This window comes from Streptomyces sp. NPDC051576 (genome assembly GCF_040681835.1).
In the GTDB taxonomy this organism is placed as follows: Bacteria; Actinomycetota; Actinomycetes; order Streptomycetales; family Streptomycetaceae; genus Streptomyces.
Window position 1 is genome coordinate 382,581 of sequence record NZ_JBFAZO010000001.1, and the last position, 21,193, is coordinate 403,773.

The 21,193-nt window shown below is 71.5% G+C and carries 14 protein-coding genes; 11 read left to right on the top strand and 3 right to left on the bottom strand.

Annotated elements, in window-relative coordinates; genetic code table 11:
• The first annotated feature begins 97 nt into the window (after nt 1-97).
• From AB0M63_RS01930 to AB0M63_RS01955, 6 genes are all read left to right on the top strand, one after another.
• Nucleotides 98-2,416 (top strand): serine/threonine-protein kinase, encoded by a 2,319-nt coding sequence (locus AB0M63_RS01930; protein WP_366018513.1) that lies wholly within the window; start codon nt 98-100, stop codon nt 2,414-2,416.
• A 164-nt stretch (nt 2,417-2,580) separates the two neighbouring features.
• Nucleotides 2,581-5,331: a protein kinase gene (locus tag AB0M63_RS01935; RefSeq protein ID WP_366018029.1), complete on the top strand. Its 2,751-nt coding sequence runs from the start codon at nt 2,581-2,583 to the stop codon at nt 5,329-5,331.
• A 157-nt stretch (nt 5,332-5,488) separates the two neighbouring features.
• Nucleotides 5,489-7,129, top strand: a complete 1,641-nt coding sequence (locus tag AB0M63_RS01940; protein WP_366018514.1) for a serine/threonine-protein kinase — start codon at nt 5,489-5,491, stop codon at nt 7,127-7,129.
• A 29-nt stretch (nt 7,130-7,158) separates the two neighbouring features.
• Complete coding sequence (locus AB0M63_RS01945; RefSeq protein WP_366018030.1) at nt 7,159-8,781, top strand: serine/threonine-protein kinase; 1,623 nt, start codon at nt 7,159-7,161, stop codon at nt 8,779-8,781.
• 49 nt (nt 8,782-8,830) lie between these two features.
• Complete coding sequence (locus AB0M63_RS01950; RefSeq protein ID WP_366018031.1) at nt 8,831-10,465, top strand: serine/threonine-protein kinase; 1,635 nt, start codon at nt 8,831-8,833, stop codon at nt 10,463-10,465.
• Nucleotides 10,462-10,797 carry a hypothetical protein gene (locus tag AB0M63_RS01955; RefSeq protein ID WP_366018032.1) on the top strand — a complete coding sequence of 112 codons (336 nt, stop codon included), beginning with the start codon at nt 10,462-10,464 and terminating at the stop codon, nt 10,795-10,797. The genes AB0M63_RS01950 and AB0M63_RS01955 overlap by 4 nt, the downstream gene beginning before the upstream one ends.
• Nucleotides 10,798-10,827: 30 nt before the next feature.
• Here AB0M63_RS01955 and AB0M63_RS01960 read toward each other — a convergent pair whose 3' ends face one another.
• Nucleotides 10,828-11,733, bottom strand: a complete 906-nt coding sequence (locus AB0M63_RS01960; RefSeq protein ID WP_366018034.1) for an AraC family transcriptional regulator — start codon at nt 11,731-11,733, stop codon at nt 10,828-10,830.
• Between the two features lie 102 nt (nt 11,734-11,835).
• Between AB0M63_RS01960 and AB0M63_RS01965 the strand changes: the two genes are divergently transcribed.
• From AB0M63_RS01965 to AB0M63_RS01980, 4 genes are all read left to right on the top strand, one after another.
• Nucleotides 11,836-12,729, top strand: coding sequence for an MBL fold metallo-hydrolase (locus tag AB0M63_RS01965; RefSeq protein ID WP_366018036.1), 894 nt, complete (start codon nt 11,836-11,838; stop codon nt 12,727-12,729).
• Between the two features lie 44 nt (nt 12,730-12,773).
• Complete coding sequence (locus AB0M63_RS01970) at nt 12,774-14,252, top strand: serine/threonine-protein kinase (RefSeq protein ID WP_366018037.1); 1,479 nt, start codon at nt 12,774-12,776, stop codon at nt 14,250-14,252.
• 104 nt (nt 14,253-14,356) lie between these two features.
• Nucleotides 14,357-15,988, top strand: a complete 1,632-nt coding sequence (locus AB0M63_RS01975) for a succinic semialdehyde dehydrogenase (RefSeq protein ID WP_366018038.1) — start codon at nt 14,357-14,359, stop codon at nt 15,986-15,988.
• Nucleotides 15,989-16,029: 41 nt separating this feature from the next.
• The gene (locus AB0M63_RS01980; protein ID WP_366018039.1) at nt 16,030-17,808 is read left to right on the top strand and encodes a GMC family oxidoreductase; all 1,779 of its coding nucleotides are present in this window, start codon (nt 16,030-16,032) and stop codon (nt 17,806-17,808) included.
• Nucleotides 17,809-17,883: 75 nt separating this feature from the next.
• Here the strand turns inward: AB0M63_RS01980 and AB0M63_RS01985 are convergent, their stop codons facing one another.
• Nucleotides 17,884-18,984 (bottom strand): LAETG motif-containing sortase-dependent surface protein, encoded by a 1,101-nt coding sequence (locus AB0M63_RS01985; protein ID WP_355923052.1) that lies wholly within the window; start codon nt 18,982-18,984, stop codon nt 17,884-17,886.
• 122 nt (nt 18,985-19,106) lie between these two features.
• Here AB0M63_RS01985 and AB0M63_RS01990 point away from each other — a divergent pair, with 122 nt between their 5' ends.
• On the top strand, nt 19,107-20,252 hold the full coding sequence (locus AB0M63_RS01990; RefSeq protein ID WP_366018040.1) for a hypothetical protein: 1,146 nt from the start codon (nt 19,107-19,109) through the stop codon (nt 20,250-20,252).
• Nucleotides 20,253-20,823: 571 nt separating this feature from the next.
• Here the strand turns inward: AB0M63_RS01990 and AB0M63_RS01995 are convergent.
• A complete protein-coding gene (locus AB0M63_RS01995; protein WP_366018041.1) occupies nt 20,824-21,081 on the bottom strand; it encodes a chorismate mutase in 258 nt (85 codons plus the stop codon).
• Nucleotides 21,082-21,193: the final 112 nt, after the last annotated feature.

The following is a 21,193-nucleotide window of genomic DNA, read 5'->3' on the forward strand; positions in this document are numbered from 1 at the left end:
TGACCTCGGTGCCCGGGGAGAGGCCCCCTGGGCGTTGGGCACTTGTTCGGTGGGGGACAATGGAGGCTCTGTCAGGGCGGGTTGCATGAGGGGACGCATGTCGGAGGCGGAGCGGGCGGGGACATCCCGTCAGGACACTCGTCAGGACAAGAACGAGCGTCTTCTCGCCGGGCGGTACCGGTTGGGAGAAGTGCTCGGCCGCGGCGGCATGGGCACGGTGTGGCGTGCCGAGGACGAAACCCTGGGCCGGACGGTCGCCGTCAAGGAACTGCGGTTCCCGTCCAGCATCGACGACGACGAGAAACGGCGGCTGATCACCCGGACCCTGCGCGAGGCCAAGGCCATCGCGCGGATCCGTAACACCAGCGCGGTCACGGTCTACGACGTCGTCGACGAGGACGACCGGCCGTGGATCGTCATGGAGTTGGTCGAGGGCAAGTCGCTCGCCGAGGCCATCCGGGAGGACGGTCTGCTCGAACCCCGGCGCGCGGCCGAGGTCGGGCTCGCGATCCTCGACGTCCTGCGGTCCGCGCACCGCGAGGGCATCCTGCACCGCGACGTGAAGCCGTCGAACGTGCTGATCGCCGAGGACGGCCGGGTCGTGCTCACCGACTTCGGTATCGCGCAGGTCGAGGGCGACCCGTCGATCACCTCCACCGGCATGCTCGTCGGCGCGCCCTCGTACATCTCCCCGGAGCGGGCCCGCGGGCACAAGCCGGGTCCGGCGGCCGACCTGTGGTCGCTCGGCGGGTTGTTGTACGCGGCGGTCGAGGGAGCGCCGCCGTACGACAAGGGTTCCGCGATCGCCACGCTCACCGCGGTGATGACCGAGCCGTTGGAGGAGCCGAAGAACGCCGGGCCGTTGAAGGACGTCATCTACGGCCTGCTGAACAAGGACCCCGCCCAGCGGCTCGACGACGCGGGTGCCCGGGCGATGCTCAACGCGGTGATCCACGCGCCCGAGCCGAAGGCGGCCGAGCCGGAGCCGCCGGCGGACGCGACCCGGGTTGTGCCGTTGCCCGCGCAGCCGGGTTCCGGCGGGGGCGGCGGCAAGAAGAGCGGCAGTGGAAGTGGTGGCGCGAGCGCGGGGAGTTCGGCGGGAGCCGAGCGGTTGCGCGGGGCGCTGCGGTCCATGCGGAAGGCCGCGGGCAGTGCGGGGGCGGCCGGTGCGGCCGCTTCGGCGGCCGCGGGAACGGCTGCGGATTCGGGTTCGGTTTCCGGGGCAGCCTCCGGGTCCGGTGCGGCGGCCTCAACTTCCGCTCCCGCCAAGCCTGGTGGCACGGGCGCGGGCGCTGCCGGGGCCGGTGGCTCCGGCAGCAAGAAGGGCGCGGCGGGTTCCGCGCCTGTTGCCGAGCCTCGGACGCCGGGGGTGCCTTCGGCCAGGTCGGGTGCGGCTGCCGGTGCGGCGACCCGGGCCGGGACGCCGGCCGCCTCGGGGGCGAAGGCCGGTGCGGCGGACGCGGGTACGCGCGATCTGGGTGTGCGGGATTCGGGGAGCAAGGACTCGGGGACCAAGGACCTGGGTGCGACGCACGAGGTGGGTGCGCGGGAGGCCAAATCGGCCGCCGGTGGGCGGAGTTCCGGGTGGCCCGTGATGACGCCGCCGGATCTGCCGCCGCGGCCCGTGCCGAGGGCGCCGCTCACCGACGTGGTGCCGAAGCGGACGCTGGTGATCATCGCGGTCGTCGTCGTGCTCGCGGTGCTCGGTGTCGTGCTGGCGTTCACGCTCGGCGACGACGACAGCGGCTCGAAGGGGTCGAAGAAGGACAGTGGCGGCAAGGCGGTCGCCAGTGCCAGCGCGAGCGCGAGTGCCGGGACCGACACCAAGAAGGACGACGGCGACACGGCGAGTACCGGCGGTGCGCAGGCCGACTCCTCGACGAAGGCGTCGGCGTCGGCTTCGGCTTCGGGCAACACCTCGTCGTCCGGGACGAACGCGTCCGGCGGGAGCGGTGACGAGACGGACGGTTCCTCGGACGGTGCCGCGGTCGTGAAGACGTACCAGGGGAGTCAGGGGTTCTCCATAGGCCTGCCCGCCGGATGGTCGTACCAGTCGACGGACTCCGCGGGAGTCCGGCTGGCCGGCCCCGACGGGCAGAAGCTGCTGATCGCCTGGACCAGTACGCCGAAGGGTGATCCGGTGGCGGACTGGAAGAACCAGGAGCAGTACATGACGCGCTCCGGGTACACGCGGATCCGAATAGCGGGGGTGGACTACCGGGGCTGGAACGCGGCCGACTGGGAGTTCACCTATGAGGACGGCGGGACGAAGTACCGCACGATCGACCGCGGGTTCGTCGTCAACAGTCATCTCGGATATGCGCTCATGTACACCGCGAAAGCTGCCAATTGGGGCACCGAACTGCGCAAGGACACCTGGGCGACACTGACAAAGACGTTCGAACCGAAGTCGTAGGGCGAGCGGGTTCGGGTTTGACGTGCCAGATCCGTCAACCCCTCTTTGCGGGTTGCCTCCGGCACGTATCGTGAATGGTCGCGGACCGTACGCATCCAGGTATGTGGGCGGAACGGGCCGCAAGGCGAACGGAATTGACCAACCGGGCGGCCGGGGGAGGCAACGTGGACGACTATGCGGGTCGGGTACTCGCCGACCGCTACCGCCTGCCGCTGCCGCCGTCCGACGAGTACGAACTCACCGAGACCCGGGCCTTCGACACCTACAGCGGACAGGAAGTCCTGGTACGCCAGGTGCCGTTGCCGGAGGTCGTCGAGGCGGAGGTGCTCGGCGAGGACGGACTGCCCGACGGGTTCACGGCGCGCGACCGCGGGGCGCGGCGGCCGGCCGCCGCGCGGACGGCGACCCGGCGGCCGAGCGATCCGGCGGTACGGCGTGCGGTCGAGGCCGCGCAGGCCGCGGCGCGGATCCCCGACCATCCCCGGCTGGACCAGGTCTTCGACGTGTTCGCCGAGGGCGGTTCGCTGTGGATAGTGAGCGAACTGGTGTCCGCCCAGCCGTTGTCCGCGCTGCTCGCCGAGAAGCCGTTGTCGCCGTACCGGGCGGCCGAGGTCGCCGCCGATGTGCTGACGGCGCTGCGGGTGCTGCACGCGCACGGCTGGGTGCACCGGAACATCACCGCGCGCACGGTACTGGTCTGCGACGACGGCCGGGTGATGCTGACCGGGCTCGCGGTGGGCGCGGCCGAGGAGGCACTGTGCGGCTACGACCCGGTGCCGGCCCAGGACGGCGAGGACGGGGCCGCCGTCCCCGCGGTCTCTCCGGCTCCGGGCGGTTCCATCGCCCCCGGCGGTTCCACGGTTCCCGCCGTCCCCGGTGATTCCCGTGGCGGTGGAGCCGGTGGCGGGGCGATCGGGTTCGGCGGTGCGCGGGGCGGACCCGGTGCCGGTGCGGCCGCCGCTGCCGTAGGCCCGACCGGGGCGGACCCCGAGGCCGCTCGGCGGGCCGCGATCGAGGCGCGGGCCGCCGGAGGGCTGCCCGGGGTCGGTGTGGAGAACGCGGGCGGGGGCGGGGCCTCCGCCGCGCTGGCCCGCAGGGAGCCGGACGGCGGCGGTGACATCCGGGCCGCGCGGGCCGGTGCGATCGCCGCGTACCGGGCGGGTGCGCGAGCCGCCGCCCGAGTGCAGGAGGCCCAGCAGACGGGGCGTCCGGCGCTGCCCGGTGCCCGGCCCGCCGCCGAGGGCGAGCACGGCACGGCCGAGCTGCCGTACGCGGGCAACGGTGTGGAGCACACCTCCAGCAGTACGCCTCCGGGGCAGATCGCCGACCCCTACGGCGTCCGCAACACCGCCGCCTGGCACGGGGCGGCGCCGCGCCCCGGTGTCCCTGGCGCGATTCCGGCGGCGCAGGGCGACCGGACGGCTCCTCAGCCGGCGGGCGGCGGCGCCGTACCGTCGCAGGCCGGCCCGGGTGCCCCGGCCTACGGCGCGTTCACGACCGCGGGTCAGCCGGTCGTGCCGCCCGTCGTCACCCCTCGCCTCGACGGGCCGGTGCCGCCCACCCCGGTTGCCGGTAACTCTCCGCATCCGCCCGCCCGTTGGGACGAGCTGGCCGCCGCCGGTGCTCCTGTGCGCCGTGGGCCCGCCACCGCGTTGGCCGCCGAGCGGGCGCGCCAGGTGCGGATGACGGTAGTGGGGCCCGTCACCGAGCGCTGGTCGCCCGAGCAGGCCGTACCGGTGCACGAGAACTGGCAGTTGGCCGCGCCGATCGGGCCGGCCACCGACCTGTGGGCGCTCGGCGCGCTGCTCTTCCGGGCCGTACAGGGGCACGCGCCCTATCCCGAGGAGTCGACCGCCGAGCTGGTGCAGCTCGTGTGCGCGGAGCCGCCCGCCTTCGCGGAGGAGTGCGGGCCGCTGCGGCCGGTCGTGGAGTCGCTGTTGCGGCAGGACCCGACCGAGCGGCTCAACTTCGAGGAACTGCGGGGCTGGCTGCGCTCGTTGGTGCGCTCGGCGCCCGAGCCCGAGGCCGGTGCCCATGTCGTCGCCACCCCGCCGACCGACCCGAGGCGGCTGCCGATCGTCCGGCGGCGCGGCGAGCTGGTGCGCAGGCGGCGGGCCGGGCTGCCCGCGACCAGTCCGCACGGGCGGCACAAGCGGGCCAAGCAGGAGGTCACCGGGTCCCCGCGCCGACTGGGCCGGACCCTGCTGATCCTCATCCTGCTCCTGCTGGCCGGGGCGGTCGCGTACGCGATGCTCTTCCTGCCCAAGTCCGGTCAGGACACCGGCGCGGGGCAGGGGGACCGGACGGGGGCCGCGGGGGACGTCAGTCCCGCGCCCAGCCAGTCCTCGGCCGAGGCGAGCAGTCAGCCGCAGCCCGACCAGACCTCGCCCGCCGCCTCCAACACCCCTTCCAAGCCCGCTGGTTCGACCGCTACGCAGACCGGCTCGACCGGCTCGGACGTCGCCGACGGCTTCGTGCTGCGCAAGGACCCCGAAGGGTTCCGGATCGCCGTGGCCAAGGGCTGGACCCGTACGCCGAAGAACGGCAGCGGCCAAGTCGTCTACTCGCACGGCGGTTTCGAGCTGATCGTCGTGCCGGGGCGGGACAGCGCCTCGACCAATGGCAGCGATCCGATGGTGTACCAGCGGGACAAGGAGCGCGAGTTGGCGCCCTACCGCGCCTCCAGTTGGGCCACGGCCACCGGGCTGCGGACCATCACGGTCGGCGGAAAGACCATGGCCGAGGGGCAGTTCACCTGGACGGACAGCTCGGGCGGTGACCTGTTCGTACGCAACATGGCGTTCCTCATCGACGGCCGGTACCACATCGTGCAGGTACGCGGCCCGGAGGCCCAACGGGACGAGGTGACACGGCTGTACGAGCAGGCGTCGTCGACCTATCAGTACACCGGGTGACCCGTACAGGCGGCGCGCCGGAGTCCGGCGGTTCATGTTTGGCCGTAAAAGCGACAACAGTCACAGTGCTGTCTCCGTGGTACCCCGATGGTTCCCTGCCGGAGGCCCGTTCCTTACGCTGAGCCTGTCAAGAGCATTGCGGGGAAACGTGAATCAGATGCAGGGCCTGCTCCTGGCGGGGCGCTATCGGCTGGCCGAATCGATCGGCAGCGGCGGCATGGGCCGAGTGTGGCGTGCGCACGACGAGGTGCTCCACCGGGTCGTCGCCATCAAGGAGTTGACCGCCGCGCTCTACGTGTCCGAGAGCGACCAGCCGAGACTCCTGGCGCGCACCCGCGCCGAGGCGCGCGCCGCCGCGCGGATCAACCACTCCGCCGTCGTCACCGTCCACGACGTACTCGAACACGACGGCCGCCCATGGATCGTCATGGAGCTGGTCGAGGGCAACTCGCTGGCCGACGAGGTCAAGGAGCGTGGCCGCGTCGAGCCGGCCGAGGCCGCCCGCATCGGCCTGTGGGTGCTGCGTGCGCTGCGCGCCGCGCACGCCGCCGGCGTCCTGCACCGTGACGTCAAGCCCGGCAACGTACTGCTCGGGCAGGACGGGCGGGTGCTGCTCACCGACTTCGGCATCGCGCAGATCGAGGGCGACTCGACCATCACGCGCACCGGAGAGGTCGTCGGCTCCGTCGACTACCTCGCTCCCGAGCGCGTCCGAGGCGCCGACCCGGGTCCGTCCTCGGACCTGTGGGCGCTGGGCGCCACGCTCTTCACGGCCGTCGAGGGCCGCTCGCCGTTCCGCCGCACCTCGCCGCTGTCCACCATGCAGGCCGTGGTCGAGGAGGACGCCGGCGAACCTCGGTACGCCGGTGCGCTCGCGCCCGTCATCTCCGCGCTGCTGAACAAGGACCCGGCCCTGCGGCCGGACGTGGACCAGGCCGAGCACATGCTCGCGCAGGCGGCCGAGGGGCGGCGTCCGCGGTCGGCGGAGGAGTGGCTGCCGACCCAGCAAGTGGGTTCGCGCCAGGGCGGGTTCACCCAGGACACACCCGGCACGGGTGCGACGCCGTACCCGTCGGCGACGGGGTCCACGTACCAGAACACACCGCCCGTCTCCCTCTCGGCCCTCGCGCCGGCTCCGCCGAAGCGCCGCCGGTTCCGTTCGGTCGTCCTGGTGGTCGTCCTCGCGGCGCTGGTCGGCGGCGGTACGGCGCTGGGGCTGCAGAAGTGGAACCAGGACCGGGACCAGGTTCAGGGCCAGGGCAGCGCCTCGTCCGCGTCCTCCTCGCCGACCCCCACTTCGAACGCCGCCACACCACAGGACTCGGATCCCGCCAACTGGCGGGTCTACCACGACCCGTGGGGCTTCGACGTATCGCTCCCCAAGGGCTGGGTGCGGAAGGTCTACGGCGACTCCGACGGCATCAAGCAGGTCGACTACTCGCCGGACAACGAGAAGCACTTCATCCGGATAGCCATCGACACCTCCCCGGACTTCCCCACCGCGAACGCCCACCAGCTCGACCTCGAAGTGCAGCTCCAACGCCTCGTCGCCTACAACCGGGTGACCCTGGAGACGAACACCTACCGCGACCGTCCGGGCTCCCTGTGGGACTACACCTGGACCGCGCAGGCGAAGGACACGCCCTACCCGGGGCCGCGCCGGGCCATCGAGGAGACGTACATGTCCCGTGACGGGATCGAGTACGCGATCTACATGTCCAGTCCGGCCGCGGACTGGGCGACGACGAGCAAACAGTTCAAGTCGGTCCTGCAGAGCTGGAGTCCGGACTCGGGCTGACCGCTTCCGGGTGCGTCATGATGGTGCGCATGGGGACCGAGGGGGACAACGTCCGGGTGATCGCCGGGCGTTACCGGCTGGAGAAGCGGCTCGGGCGCGGTGGCATGGGCATCGTGTGGCGGGCGACCGATCAACTCCTCGGGCGGCAGGTGGCCGTGAAGGAGATCGCCCAGGACGACTCCCTCTCCGAGGAGGAGGCCCGCCGGCAGCGGGACCGCACCCTGCGCGAGGCGCGGGCGGTCGCGCAGTTGACGCACCCGCACATCATCGTCGTGCACGACGTCGTCGAACAGGACGAACAGCCGTACATCGTCATGGAGTTGCTCGACGGCGGCTCCCTCGCCGACCGGATCGCCGGCCGTGGCCCGGTCGACGCCACCGAGGCGGCCCGGATCGGGGTCGCCCTGCTCGGCGCGCTGCGTACGGCGCACGCGGCGGGCGTCCTGCACCGTGACATCAAGCCCGCCAACGTCCTGCTGGAGGCGGCCGGAGAGCGCGTGGTCCTCACCGACTTCGGTATCGCGCAGGTCGCGGGCGCCACCACACTCACCGAGAACGGGGCGTTCGTCGGCTCGCCCGAGTACACCGCGCCGGAGCGGATGTCGGGCGCGCGGACCGGCCCGGCCTCCGACCTGTGGTCTCTGGGCGCGCTGCTGTGCACGGTGCTGAGCGGTGAATCGCCGTTCCGCCGCGACTCGTTGGGCGGCATCCTGCACGCGGTCGTCTTCGACGAGATCCGCCCGCCCGAGCAGGCCCGGCCACTGCTTCCCGTCGTACGAGGACTGCTCGAACGCGATCCGGAACGGCGGCTGGAGGCGGCGGAGGCGGAGCGGATGCTGCGCGCCTTCCTGGACACCGGGCGCACACCGAGCGCGGAGTCCGGCCATGAGGGGCGGCCGGCGCCCGGCTACACGCCGACCCAACAGGACGTCCCCCGGCCGAAGTTGACGTCACCACCGACCCCCTCGCCTTCCCCTACGGCGGAGCAGCAGTCCCCCCGGCGGTCCACGCGCGGTGTGCTCGTGGCCGCGTTGCTGGTCGCGGCGATGGCGGGGGCGGGGGTGTCGGCGGCGGCGCTGTTGATGCGGGGGGATGGGGACGGGGGCACGGGGGGCGCCTCGCCGGTGAGTTCGGCGCCGTTGACCTCGACGAGCGCAGACACACCGTCATCCACCCCTACGCCTTCGGCGACCGCCAACACCCCCTCCGCGCCCTCCGGTTACCGTGTCGCCCGCGACCCCGACGGCTTCTCGCTCGCCGTACCGGAGGACTTCGTGCGCGTACCGCAGGGCGAGCGCATCTTCTACATGTCACCGGGGCAGACCTTCCGCCTCGGCATCAAGATGTCCGACCCCGAGACGGGCGGCCCGCTCGCGGTGATGAAGAGCGCGGCGGCCAAGGGCGCGGCCACGAACCCCGGTTACCACGACGGCAAGGTCACCGACACCACCCACTACGGACACCCCGCCGCGCTCTGGGAGTTCACCTGGAACGGCTTCAGCGCGGCGGAGGGACCCCGGCACACGTACGACATGTGCTGGGAGCAGGACGGGCGGATGTACGACGTGTGGGTGTCGGCGCCGGTCGGGAAGGTGCGGGAGGCGAAGGAGTACTTCGACGTCGCGCTGGACACCTTCGGACCGACCCAATAACCGATGTAAAGGTGGATGCGGGAGTGGTCGTCGCGATATGGATGGACCCATGAGCAGCAATGGGGGACAGGGCGGCCAGTCCGACGACACGACGAGTTTTGTTCTGCAACCGCCGCGACCGCAACCGCCGCAGTCATCGCGACCGCAGCCGCCGCAGCAGCAGCCGCAGATCCCGGGGCCCGCTACGGAACCCGGCACCGGACGCCTGATCGCCGGGCGCTACCGCCTGCTCGGCAAGCTCGGGCACGGCGGTATGGGCACGGTGTGGCGCGCCAAGGACGAGACGGTGGACCGCGAGGTCGCCGTCAAGGAACCCCGTGTGCCGGACCACCTTCCCGAACGCGAACGTGACAACGCGTTCGAGCGGATGCGCCGCGAGGCCCGCGCGGCGGCCCGGCTCGACCACCCGGCCGTGGTGAACGTGCACGATGTGGCCGTCGTAGACGGCCGCCCGTGGATCGTGATGGAGCTGGTGACCGGCCGTTCGCTGGGCGATGTGTTGCAGGAGGGCACCCTCGACGCGCGGGACGCGGCCCGGATCGGACTCCAGGTGCTCGGCGCTCTCGAAGCCGCGCACGCGGCGGGCGTCCTGCACCGTGACGTCAAGCCGGACAACGTGCTGCTCGGCCGCTACGACCGGGTCGTGCTGACCGACTTCGGCATCGCCCAGATCGAGGGCGAGACCAACCTGACCGACACCGGCGGCTTCGTCGGCTCGCCCGAATACATCGCGCCGGAGCGGGTGTTGGGCCAACGCCCCGGCCCCGCCTCCGACCTGTGGTCCCTCGGCGTGGTCCTGTACGCGGCGACGGAGGGCGTCTCCCCGTTCCGCCGCAGCAACACCCCCGCCACCCTGCAGTCGGTCCTCAACGCCACGCCCGCGCCGCCGGCTTCGGCGCCGGGCCCGCTCGCCGACCTCATCACCGGCCTCCTGGCCAAGGACGCGGCGCACCGCCCGAACGCCGTCCAGGTACGCGCCGTACTCGAATCGGTGGCGAACCCGCCGGCACCGGTGCCGACGCAGGAGGTGCGTTACGTCGAGAGACCCGGCGGCGCGCGCCGGCCCGGCCGCAAGGTGTGGATCGGGTTCGGTGCGGGGCTCGTCGCGGCGGCGGTGGCGGCGTACCTGGTGATGGCCAACCCCTTCGCCGGGTCGGGGACGCTCCCGGACGGCTGGAAGAAGCATCACGTGGCGGACGTCGAGGCGACGCTCGCGGTCCCCGCCAAATACCGGCCCGGGCTGCCCGACCGCAAGACCGACAAGGGCCACTGGATCACGTACACCGACCCGAGCGGCAGCATCTCGATCGGGCTGGCCCTCGACAAGAAGTCCGAGGACACCCTCGGCGAGATCAAGGACTCGGCCGCCGCCCAGATGTACGACGACAACGGCGAGTTCAAGGAGAGCGGCAGCAGCGACCTCGATATCGCGAAGGGCGCGAAGACCGCCCCGAAGCCGACCGGCACGTACCGGGGCAAGCCCTCCGCCACGAACACGATCACCTGTGTGACCGACGACAGCCAGAATCCCCTGCCCTGTGAGGTGCAGATCTTCTACTACAAGACCACCGCCGGTGACATGTACCGCCTCACGATCACCTACCCCGGCGATGGAGACTTCACGGCCCGCGGCCGCGAGGTGGCGAAGGCGGCGATGGCGAACCTGGACGTCGACCGGCTGTGAGCGACGTTACGGACGCCGGCCTCGCGCTCCTGAGCGTGCGCGCGCTCGGCGACCGGGGTCTGCCGGGCGATGTGATCGACGTGTACGCCGCCGGCCGCCACTACTCCGTGATCGAGCTGGAGCAGTTGGCGCTCGCGGACGAGGGAACGGACTTCGACCTCTTCGGGCTGCGGGACCGGCTGGAGAGCGTGGTCTGGGTGAGCGACGAGGAGTTCGCCGCCCATGGGCTCGGCGCGGCGGAGATCGCGGAACTGCGGCTGTGGGCCCTGGAATGGGAGTCGGACCTCGGGCTGCGGCTCGCGGAGGAGTACGACGACCCGGACGGCGAATAGGTACGGGCGGCGAAAAGGAACGGACGACGGCTAGGCGGGGGCGTCTTCCCGCACCGCCCCCCGATACTTCCCCGGAGTCACCCCGAACTCCCGGCTGAACGCGTGCGACAGCGCGTACGGACTGCCGTACCCCGCCTCCCGGGCCACCGTCGCCAGCGAGGCGTCCGTGTCCCGCAGCCGGGTCGCCGCCAACGTCAGCCGCCACCACGTCAGATACGCCATCGGCGCCCGCCCCACCAGCGCGGTGAACCGGCGGGCCAGCGTGGCCCGGGACACGCCCGCGGCCGCGGCCAGCCGGTCGTTGGTCCAGGGCGCGGCCGGGTCGGAGTGCAGGGCCCGTAGCGCGGCGGTCGTCACCGGGTCGTTCAGGACCGACGGCCAACTGCCCGTCTCCGCCTCGCTCATCCACGCCCGCACCATGTAGATCAGCAGCAGATCGAGCAGGCTCGGCAGCGCCAGGCAGGCCCCCGGCCGCCGTTCGTCCAGCTCCTGGGCCAACAGGTCCACGGCGGACCGCAGTTCGGGGTGGTGGCCGACCCGGTTCGGCAGATGGACCACCTCCGGCAGCTCCGCCATCAGCGGGTGGGTGCGGCTCCTGTCCAGTCGGTACTTGCCGCACAGCAGCTCGACCTCGCGCCCGCCGTCGCCGGCCGGCCGCCGCATCTCCTCGAACGGCACCGCCCGCGCGGTGTCGCCGGGCGAGTCCGCCAGTACGTGTCCCGCTCCGTGCGGCAGCAGGACGACGTCCCCCGCGCCCAACGTCAGCGCCTCCCCGCCCCGGTCGGGCACCAGCCAGCAGCTTCCCGCGAGCACCACATGGAACCCCGCGCCCTCGTACGGTGCGAGCCGTGTGCACCAACTGCCTCCTACCAGCAGCCGGTTGGAGGAGGGCCGCCCGGTCCGCACGGCGGAGATCGCGTCACTCACCACGTCCATGCGGGCACAGTACGCCAGGGCGGCACAGGTGAGCCGTTCGCGTATCAAGGTGAGCAGTACACGCATTGAGAGACTCACCTCGCCTTCCCTACGCTCGTTTCCATGACCGAGGACAACGCACAGACCCTGACGATCGGTGACGTCGAAGTCGTCCGCGTCGTCGAGTGGGCGAGGCCCTACGCCCCCGCCCGCACCCTCGTCCCGGACCTACCGCCCGAGGTGTGGCAGGAGAACCGCGAGGCGCTCGTCCCCGACCACTGGGACCCCGACACCGACCGCGCGGTCGTGGCGCTCCAGACCTGGGTGCTGCGCGGCGCCGGGCGGACCGTGCTCGTCGACACCGGGGTCGGCAACGGGCGGGAACGTCCCGGCAATCCGCTGTTCCACATGAGCCAGGGCGACCTCCCGGGACGGCTGGCACGGGTCGGCGTACGGCCCGAGGAGGTCGACGTCGTCGTCAACACGCACATCCACGGGGATCACGTCGGCTGGAACACCCATGACGTGGACGGGAGTTGGGTGCCGATGTTCCCCAACGCGCGCTATCTCCTGCCCGCCGCCGACGATTTCCACTTCGGTCCCGAGAACCACTACGGCGGTGCGGTACGCCCCGACGACCGCCTGATCTACGAGGACAGCGTCGCGCCCGTGCACCGCGCCGGGTTGGCCACCCTGTGGGACAACACCTACCGCGTCGACGAGCAGTTGACGCTGGAGTCCGCGCCGGGGCACACCCCCGGATCGTCCGTCCTCCGGGTCGCCTCCGGCGGTGAACGGGCCGTGTTCGTCGGGGACCTGCTGCACAGTCCGGTCCAGATCGCGCATCCCGAGTGCAGCAGTTGCTTCTGTCTCGATCCCCGGCAGGCCGCGGACAGCAGGCGGAGGGTGCTGGAACGGGCCGCGGACGAAGGGGAGTTGGTGATTCCGGCGCACTTCGGGGGTACGGGTGTCGCGCGGGTGCGGCGCGCGGGCGACACGCTGGTCGTCGGGATGTAGGAGGCTCGTCGACAAGGCCGTGTCCCGCACGGTACTCATGGGGCATGAGCGAAGTCGGCGAACAGGTGCGCGACGGACGTCTGGTCGGCGGTCGCTACCGGTTGCTCGAACGGATCGGGTCCGGCGGCATGGGCACCGTATGGCGGGCGTTCGACGAACTCGTGGACCGTGAAGTCGCCGTCAAGCAGCCGCGGTTGCCCGGCGACCCGGAGGACGAGCAGTTCCAGCGCGCCGCCCACCGGCTCTACCGCGAGGCCCGCGCGGCGGCCCGGGTCGACCACCCCTCCGCCGTAGCCATCCACGATGTCGTCATCGAGGACGAACTCCCCTGGATCGTCATGGAGTTGGTGCGCGGCGAGTCCCTGCACGAACTGCTCGGGCGCGGGCCCCTCACCGCCGCCGACTCCGCGCGCATCGGCCTCTCCGTCCTCGGCGCCCTGCGCGCCGCGCACGCCGTGGGCATCGTGCACCGGGACGTGAAACCCGCCAACGTCCTGCTCGGCCCCCATGCCCGGGTCGTCCTCACCGACTTCGGCATCGCGCACATCCAGGGCGAGGAATCCCTCACCGCCAGCGGGGAGTTCGTCGGCTCACTCGAATTCATCGCCCCCGAGCGCATGTCGGGCACCGGCGCGGGACCGGCCTCCGACCTGTGGTCCCTGGGCGTACTCCTGTACGCGGCCGTCGAGGGGGCCTCCCCCTTCCGCCGTACGACCGTGGAGTCCACCCTCGGCGCGATCCTCGCCGGCGACCCGCCCGAGCCGACGCGGGCGGGGCCTCTCGGACCGCTGATCCTGCGGCTGTTGGCGCGGGACCCGGAGGCGCGGCCGGGAGCGGCGGAGGTCGGCGCGGTCCTGGAGGCGGTGGCCGGGGGGAGGGACGTGGCGGCACCGGAGCCGCCGGCCACCGATGCGGATGCCGTACCGCAGTCCGACCCGGAGCCGGAGCCCAAGGAGCCCGAGCCCGAGCCCAAGTCCCCTCGCACGCACCCAAGTTCCAGCCGCACCCCCCTCCTCCTCGGCATCGGGATACTCCTGCTCGCGGCCCTGGCCCTCGGCATCGTCGTCGACGGCCTCAGGGACACCGGCGACTCCTGGACCGCGCACCGGCCGAAGGCGATGTCCGCCGTGCTCCACCTCCCGGCCCGGTACGAGCAACTCCAGGCGCGGACGGCGCCGGGCACCCGTACCGTCACGTACGGCACCGGCGACCTCCGCGTCAGCCTCACCGAATGGGACGGCGCCGCCCCCGCGCCGCTCGTCGAGGCCCACTCCCTGGGGGAGGGCACGTCCAACCCCCAGTACACCCGCACCAGCTTCCGCGGGAACAAGGACGCCGTCCTCGCCGACACCGTCGACAAACGGTCCGGCGTCCCCACCCGCGTCATGGCCCTGATCGTCCGGACCGCCGACCACCGTATGTACGTGCTGCGCGTGGACATGCCCAAGGGCACCCGGGACGAGAAGAAGGGCACCGCGCTCTTCAAGGGCGCCCGGGCTCGGCTCACCCTCATAACGCCCTGATCAGCGCGTTCGTTGCCAGTGAACACTGGCGTGATGTGAGTACTCGGTGAATCCCGATTACCCACGGGTACCCAAACCCTTCCTCGCGGCATACCCTGCCGCACATGACGGACTCGCAGGCCCCGGAAAAGACCGGTACGGAAACGACGACCGGCACGAACCCCCTCGCGCCGGCCCCCACAGGCGCCCGTACCGCCGCCGATGTGGTCACCCCGGAGCTGGTCGCCCAGCTCACGAAGGGTGTGGTCGGCTCCGGCCGGACCGCGAACCACACGCCGTTCACCGGTGAGAAGCTCGCCGACCTGCCCGAGTCCACGCCCGAGGACGTGGCGAAGGCCTTCGACGCCGCCCGCGCCGCGCAGGCCCTGTGGGAGCGGACGCCCGTCCGGCAGCGCGCGGCGGTCCTGCTCCGCTTCCACGATCTCGTCCTAGCCCGGCAGGCCGAGGTCCTCGACCTGATCCAACTGGAGACGGGCAAGGCGCGGCTGCACGCGCACGAGGAGGTGCAGGCCGTCGCCGTCGCGGCCCGCCACTACGGCCGCAAGGCCCCCGCCTACCTCCGCCCGAAGCGGCACACCGGCGCCGTCCCGACCCTCACCAAGGTCACCGAACTCCGCCACCCGCGTGGGGTGGTGGGCCAGATCGCCCCCTGGAACTACCCGCTCGAACTCTCCGTCGGCGACGCCCTCCCGGCCTTCGTGGCGGGCAACGCGGTGGTGATGAAGCCGGACACCGAGACCTGCCTGACAGCCCTGTGGGCCCGCGACCTCCTTGTCGAGGCCGGTCTGCCCGCCGGCGTCTTCCAGATCGTCCTCGGCGAGGGCCCGGTCGTCGGCCCCGAGATCGTCAAGCACGCCGACTACGTCTCCTTCACCGGCTCCACCCGCACAGGGCGCGAGGTCGCCCAGGGTGCCGCCGCCCGCCTGGTCGGTGTCTCCCTCGAACTCGGCGGCAAGAACGCCATGTTGGTCCTGGAGGACGCCGACATCGAGAAGGCGGCGGCCGGCGCGGTCCGCGCCTGCTTCTCCTCCGCCGGCCAACTCTGCATCTCCATCGAGCGGTTGTACGTCCACGAGTCGATCGCGGACGCCTTCCTTGAGCGCTTCGCCGCCCGCACGAAGGCGATGCGCCTCGGCACGTCCCTCGCGTACGGCGCCGACATGGGATCGCTGGTGGGGGAGCGGCAGTTGGAGACGGTGACGCGGCATGTCGAGGAGGCTGTGGCCAAGGGCGCCAAGGTGGTGGCCGGTGGCGTGGCCCGCCCGGACATCGGCCCGTACTTCTTCGAACCGACCATCCTGGACGGCGTCGAGGCCCCCATGTCGGTCTGCGGCGAGGAGACCTTCGGTCCGGTCGTCTCCGTCTACCGTTTCAAGACGGAGGACGAGGCGGTGGAGCAGGCCAACTCCACGTCGTACGGCCTGAATTCCTCGGTCTGGACGAAGGACGGCCGCCGCGGGCGAGCCGTCGCCGCCCGGCTGCGCACCGGCACGGTCAACGTCAACGAGGGCTATGCCCCCGCCTACGGCAGCGTGCAGTCCCCCATGGGCGGCATGAAGGACTCGGGCCTCGGCCGACGCCATGGCTCCGAGGGCATCCTCAAGTACACGGAGGCCCAGACGGTCGCGCAGCAGCGGCTGTTGCCGATGGCGCCCTCGCTGGGGATGGACGACGAGAAGTACGCCGCGTTCATGAGCACCAGCCTCCGGGTGATGAAGGCATTCCGGCTCAGGTGACAGGTGACAGGTAACAGGCCGAGACTCAACGAGGAGAATTCGTGCCCCAGGACACCTACGACTACGACGTGATAGTCGTCGGCTCCGGCTTCGGCGGCTCCGTGACCGCCCTGCGCCTGACCGAAAAGGGTTACACGGTAGGCGTGTTGGAGGCCGGCCGCCGCTTCACCCCCGCCACCCTTCCCAAGAACTCCTGGGACCTGAAGAACTACCTGTGGGCTCCCAAGCTCAACATGTACGGCCTCCAGCGCATCCATCTGCTGGGCAACGTCATGGTGTTGGCGGGTGCGGGCGTGGGCGGTGGTTCGCTCAACTACGCCAACACCCTCTACGTCCCGCCGAAGCCGTTCTTCGAGGACCCCCAGTGGCGTGACATCACGGACTGGCAGGAGGAGTTGGGCCCGTACTACGACCAGGCCCGCCGCATGCTCGGCGTACGGCTCAACCCGACGATGACCCCCTCCGACGTCCATCTGAAGGCCGCGGCCCAGCGGATGGGCGTCGGCGACACCTTCCACATGGCTCCGGTCGGCGTCTTCTTCGGCGACGGCGAGGACGCCGAGGGCACCGTGAAGGCCCGGCCCGGTGAGCGGGTCGCCGACCCGTACTTCGGCGGCGCGGGCCCGGACCGCAAGGCCTGCACCGAGTGCGGCGAGTGCATGACGGGCTGCCGGCACGGCGCGAAGAACACCCTCAACGAGAACTACCTCTACCTCGCCGAGAAGGCGGGCGCGGTGGTCCACCCGATGACCACGGTCGTCTCGGTCACCGACGACTCACAGGGCGGCTACGCGGTGGCGACCCTGCCGACCGACGCCCGCCGCACAGCGGAGGGGAAGACCTTCAAGGCCCGCCGGGTCGTCCTCGCCGCCGGCACCTACGGCACCCAGACCCTCCTGCACCGTATGAAGGCGGGCGGCCAACTGCCGTACATATCCGGCAAGCTGGGCGAGCTGACCCGTACCAACTCGGAGGCGCTGGTCGGCGCCCAGACGACCGGCCGCCGCTACCGCAAGGCGACCGGCGAGCCCCGGGTCGACTTCACGCGCGGAGTCGCCATCACGTCCTCGATCCACCCCGACGCGAACACCCACATCGAACCGGTCCGCTACGGCAAGGGCTCCAACTCGATGGGCGGCCTCTCCATCCTCCAAGTCCCGTACGCGGAGGGCTCGTCGAGGGTGCTGGCCTGGCTGTCGAGCGCGGCCCGCCACCCGCTCCTGGTCCTCCGCTCGCTCTCCAACCGCCGCTGGTCGGAGCGGACCATCATCGGCCTGGTGATGCAGTCGCTGGACAACTCCCTGACGACGTACCTGAAACCGGACGGCGTCGGCAAAGGACTCTTGACGGCCCGTCAGGGACACGGTGCCCCCAACCCCAAGCAGATAAAGGCGGCTTCGGAGAGCGCGACCGCGATCGCCGCCGAGATCAACGGCTTCGCCGGTTCGAACGTCGGCGAGCTGATGGGCACCCCGCTCACCGCGCACTTCCTCGGCGGCTGCCCCATCGGCGCCTCCCGCGAGACCGGCGTGATCGACCCGTACCACCGCCTCTACGGCCACGCCGGCATCTCGGTGGTCGACGGTGCGGCGGTCTCCGCGAACCTCGGCGTCAACCCGTCGCTCACCATCACGGCACAGGCCGAGCGCGCGATGTCGTACTGGCCCAACAAGGGCGAGCAGGACCCGCGCCCGGAGCAGGGGCTGCCGTACGAACGACTGAAGCCGGTGGAACCGCGTCAACCAGCGGTTCCCGAGGGCGCGTTCGGCGCGCTCAAGCTGCCGTTCCTCGGGATGCCTACGGTGCCACCGAAGCCGTAGCAGAGGATCCGGACAGACAGAAGGACCTGCGCCCCCCTCCGAGCGCAGGTCCTTCTTCGTTCGGCGAACCGCGTGTTACGCGCTCGCCCCGCTCTTGCGCCGACGGACCATGACCACCGTGGCGGCACCCGCGACGACGGCGGCACCGCCGACGAGGCCGATCACCGGCAGCGCGGAACTGGAGCCGGTCTCGGCGAGGTTGCCGGTCGGCAGGTCGGAGACATCGCCCTGCGGCTTCTTCACCGAGGTGTCCTTGTCGCCGTCGCTCGGCGTGGCGCTGCCCGGGTCGGTGTTGCTGGAGCCGGCCTTGAGGACCTCGAAGTCGTACTGCGCCCAGCCCTCGGCGATGCAGTCCTGGCCCTTGACGTTGTCGAGGTAGGCGCCGGAACCGAAGGAGTAGGCGTCGCCGGCCGGGGCCTTCGAGCTGATGCTGACGCGCAGGGAGACTGTCTCGCTCTTCCCGGACTTCAGCTCGTTGACGTAGAAGAAGTAGTCACCGGCCCAGTCGTCGTCGCCGATGCGCTCCCAGGAACCGGACTCGGGGTTCTTGAACTCCAGGTCGACGTACGGGCTCAGGTACTTCGACTCGTCCAGCTCGTAGTTCTCGACCTCGGCGTAGAAGGCGACGCCGTCGACCGTGGTCTTCGAGTCGTTGGTGACGGTCAGCTTGAAGCTGTGGAAGCCGTCGCCCGCGACGATCTTGCCCGGCAGGCCCTTGATGTCCGCGGACACCTTGGCGTCGGAGAAGTCCTCGTCGAGGTCCTCGCAGAACGGAACGTCCGGGTCCGTGGGCTCACCGGTCGGCTCGGCCGTGGTGCTGGGCGTGGCGGACGCGGAACTGCTCGCGGACGACGTCGCCGTGGCGGTGGGCACGGTGCTGCCGGTCGGCGAGGAGGTGGCGGAGGCCGACGGGGTGACCGTGGCCGTCGGGGACGCCGTCTCGCTCGTGCTCGCACTCGCACTCGCGCTCTCGGTCGAGCCCGCCGACGGCGACTCGTCCGCGAACGCGGCCGGCGCGGACAGCAGGGCGAGCGGAGCGATGGCGGCCGTCGCGGCCGCCGCGGCCATGGCACGGCGAAGCTTCATGAAGTCCTCAAGAAGTCCGGTGTGCTGCGACAGCGCAGCACGCGGGGTGGAGGGCTCCGCGTGTGGGGCGCGGGTGTGGCCCTTGGTCATGCAGGTGAGACCCGGGAAACCTGTGAAGGGTTGTGCGGACTCTCACCTGATTCTTATGTGGGCTGTGTCACACCCAAGTTCTCCTTGTGAACAGGCTTTCGGAACGTCTAGAACTTGGGGACGTGTCTGACAAGCCCGCCGAGGAACCGTCCTCGACCCCGGAGATCCCCGACGATGTCTGGGAACAGTTCGCCCGCGACACGGAGCGGGACATCCGCGCCTCCGCGCCGAAGGAACCGTCCGCCCGCGCCCGTGAGGTGACGGAGCGCCTGAAGAAGAGCGAACAGCCCGCGGGCTGGCGTACCGGCCCGGCCTGGCAGGAGATGAACGGGAAGGCCCGGCGCAGGCGTCGGGTGTGGGCCGTGCTCGGCGTCCCGCTCGCCGTGGCCGTCGCGGTGGTCGCGATGAAACCGTCGCTGCTGCCCGGCGACCCCTTCGGCAAGTCCGGTGCCGACAAGGGCACTTCGGACGCCGCCGGCACCCCGCTCGCGCCGGAGACGGCCGCCCCGACCGCCGCACCCTCCGCCGTGGACCCCGAAATCCCCACCCTGGACCGGCCGTTCGCCGGTTCACCCGCGGTGAACTGGGCCGACGGCAAGGCCGGCATCGTCCTGCCGAAGGCGACGGCCATCGGGACGTTCTCCAAGGACCGCGTCCAACTCGCCCTCCAGCAGGCCCAGAAGCTCCTCGTCGACGCCAACCTCGCCCCGAAGACACTCCGCGGCGACCGCCCGACCGCCGCGCTCTCGGTGCTGGACCCCAAGCAGCCCGGGATGCTCGACCGGTTGAACACGTCCCTGAGCACCCCGGCCGAGAGCCACGACCCGCTGCTGCTCTTCAGCCGCTTCGACCCCAAGGAGGTGCGGCTGGTCGGCGACGTCGTGAAGACGCGCGGCCGGATCACCTTCAAGAAGAGCGAGCACTCCGGCGTCGCGATCCACGCCGACTACACCTTCGTCTACCCGGTCGTCCGCACCGACGGCTCCACCGAGGTCACCCGCACCATCGTCCGCCGTGTGCTCGACCTCGAACTCCTCGACCCCGCCCGTTACCAGGTCACCTCCGGCCGCCTCAGCGTCGTCAACTACGACTCGGACTTCGGCAACACGGCCTGCCGGATCTACGACGGGTACTTCCACCCCGACTTCCCCTCGGCCGAGCCGACGGGAGCGTCACCCACGGGCCCGACGACGGACCCGTACGACCGCAGCAAGGACCTCGGCCAGGAACAGGGCGACGAGACCTGCGGGACGGTGAGCCGGACCTGACGCCCACCAACGACGGGCGACGACGGGCAAGCGAAGGGCCCCGCGGGACGGAGCCGCGGGGCCCTTCTCCGTCAGCACCGACGTCAGGGCAGCGCCGGTGCCTGGGAGCGGCGCCGGGGGGTTGCGCCGCTTGTCTCAAGTGCCCTGGGTCGGCGCCCCGGCGCACACGGGGCGCGCGCTTGGTCTCGACCTTTGGCGGTGGGACAGTGCACTGCAATGCGGTTGTCTGGATTGGGACTTGGGGGCTCGGGGGCCTTCTAGGCATCGTGCTCGATGGACGCGGCCTTCGCAACCGTTCGGTCCGGCTTTGTGCATTTTTGCAGTTTCCGCCGGGCGGCCCCGGGCGTCCCCGGAGCCGACCGTTCTCTTGGGTGACCGGGCTGCTGTCCCCTGCCGTCCGGTCACGACCCTGGAGCGAGGTCCCACGACGTACGGCACGATCCGTACGTCTCATCGCCCCAGCGAGCCACGCGTGGTTCTTTCGGACCCGTCCCTGGCTGGCACGGACATCACCACAACGAAGCGGTCCGCGGGGCGGTCACGCGCCGTACGGGTGAGAGCGGGCCCGAACTCAGATACGACCCCGGGACAGTTCGAGCAGCGTCATCGCCAGGGTCGTACCGGCCTTGCCGAGCGCCTCGCTGTAGTGGCTGAGGATCTCGTTCTCCCGGGACAGGTGCACGCGCCGGCCGCCGGAGGCGATCCGGGTCTGCTGGACGACGGCGGACACGGCGACCCGCTCCTGGATCAGGCCGATGATCCGGTCGTCCAGGGCGTCGATGCGCTCGCGGGCGTCGGCGATGGTCTGCTCGGGGGTGGTGGCGGTCATAGAGGGCTCCTCGTCGGAAAGGCGGCCCCGGAGCGGCACGGCCCGGGAAACGACAGGCGCCCCGGGCCTTGTCGGCCCGGGGCGCCTGGGAAGTCGCTTGTCAGTTGCTCAA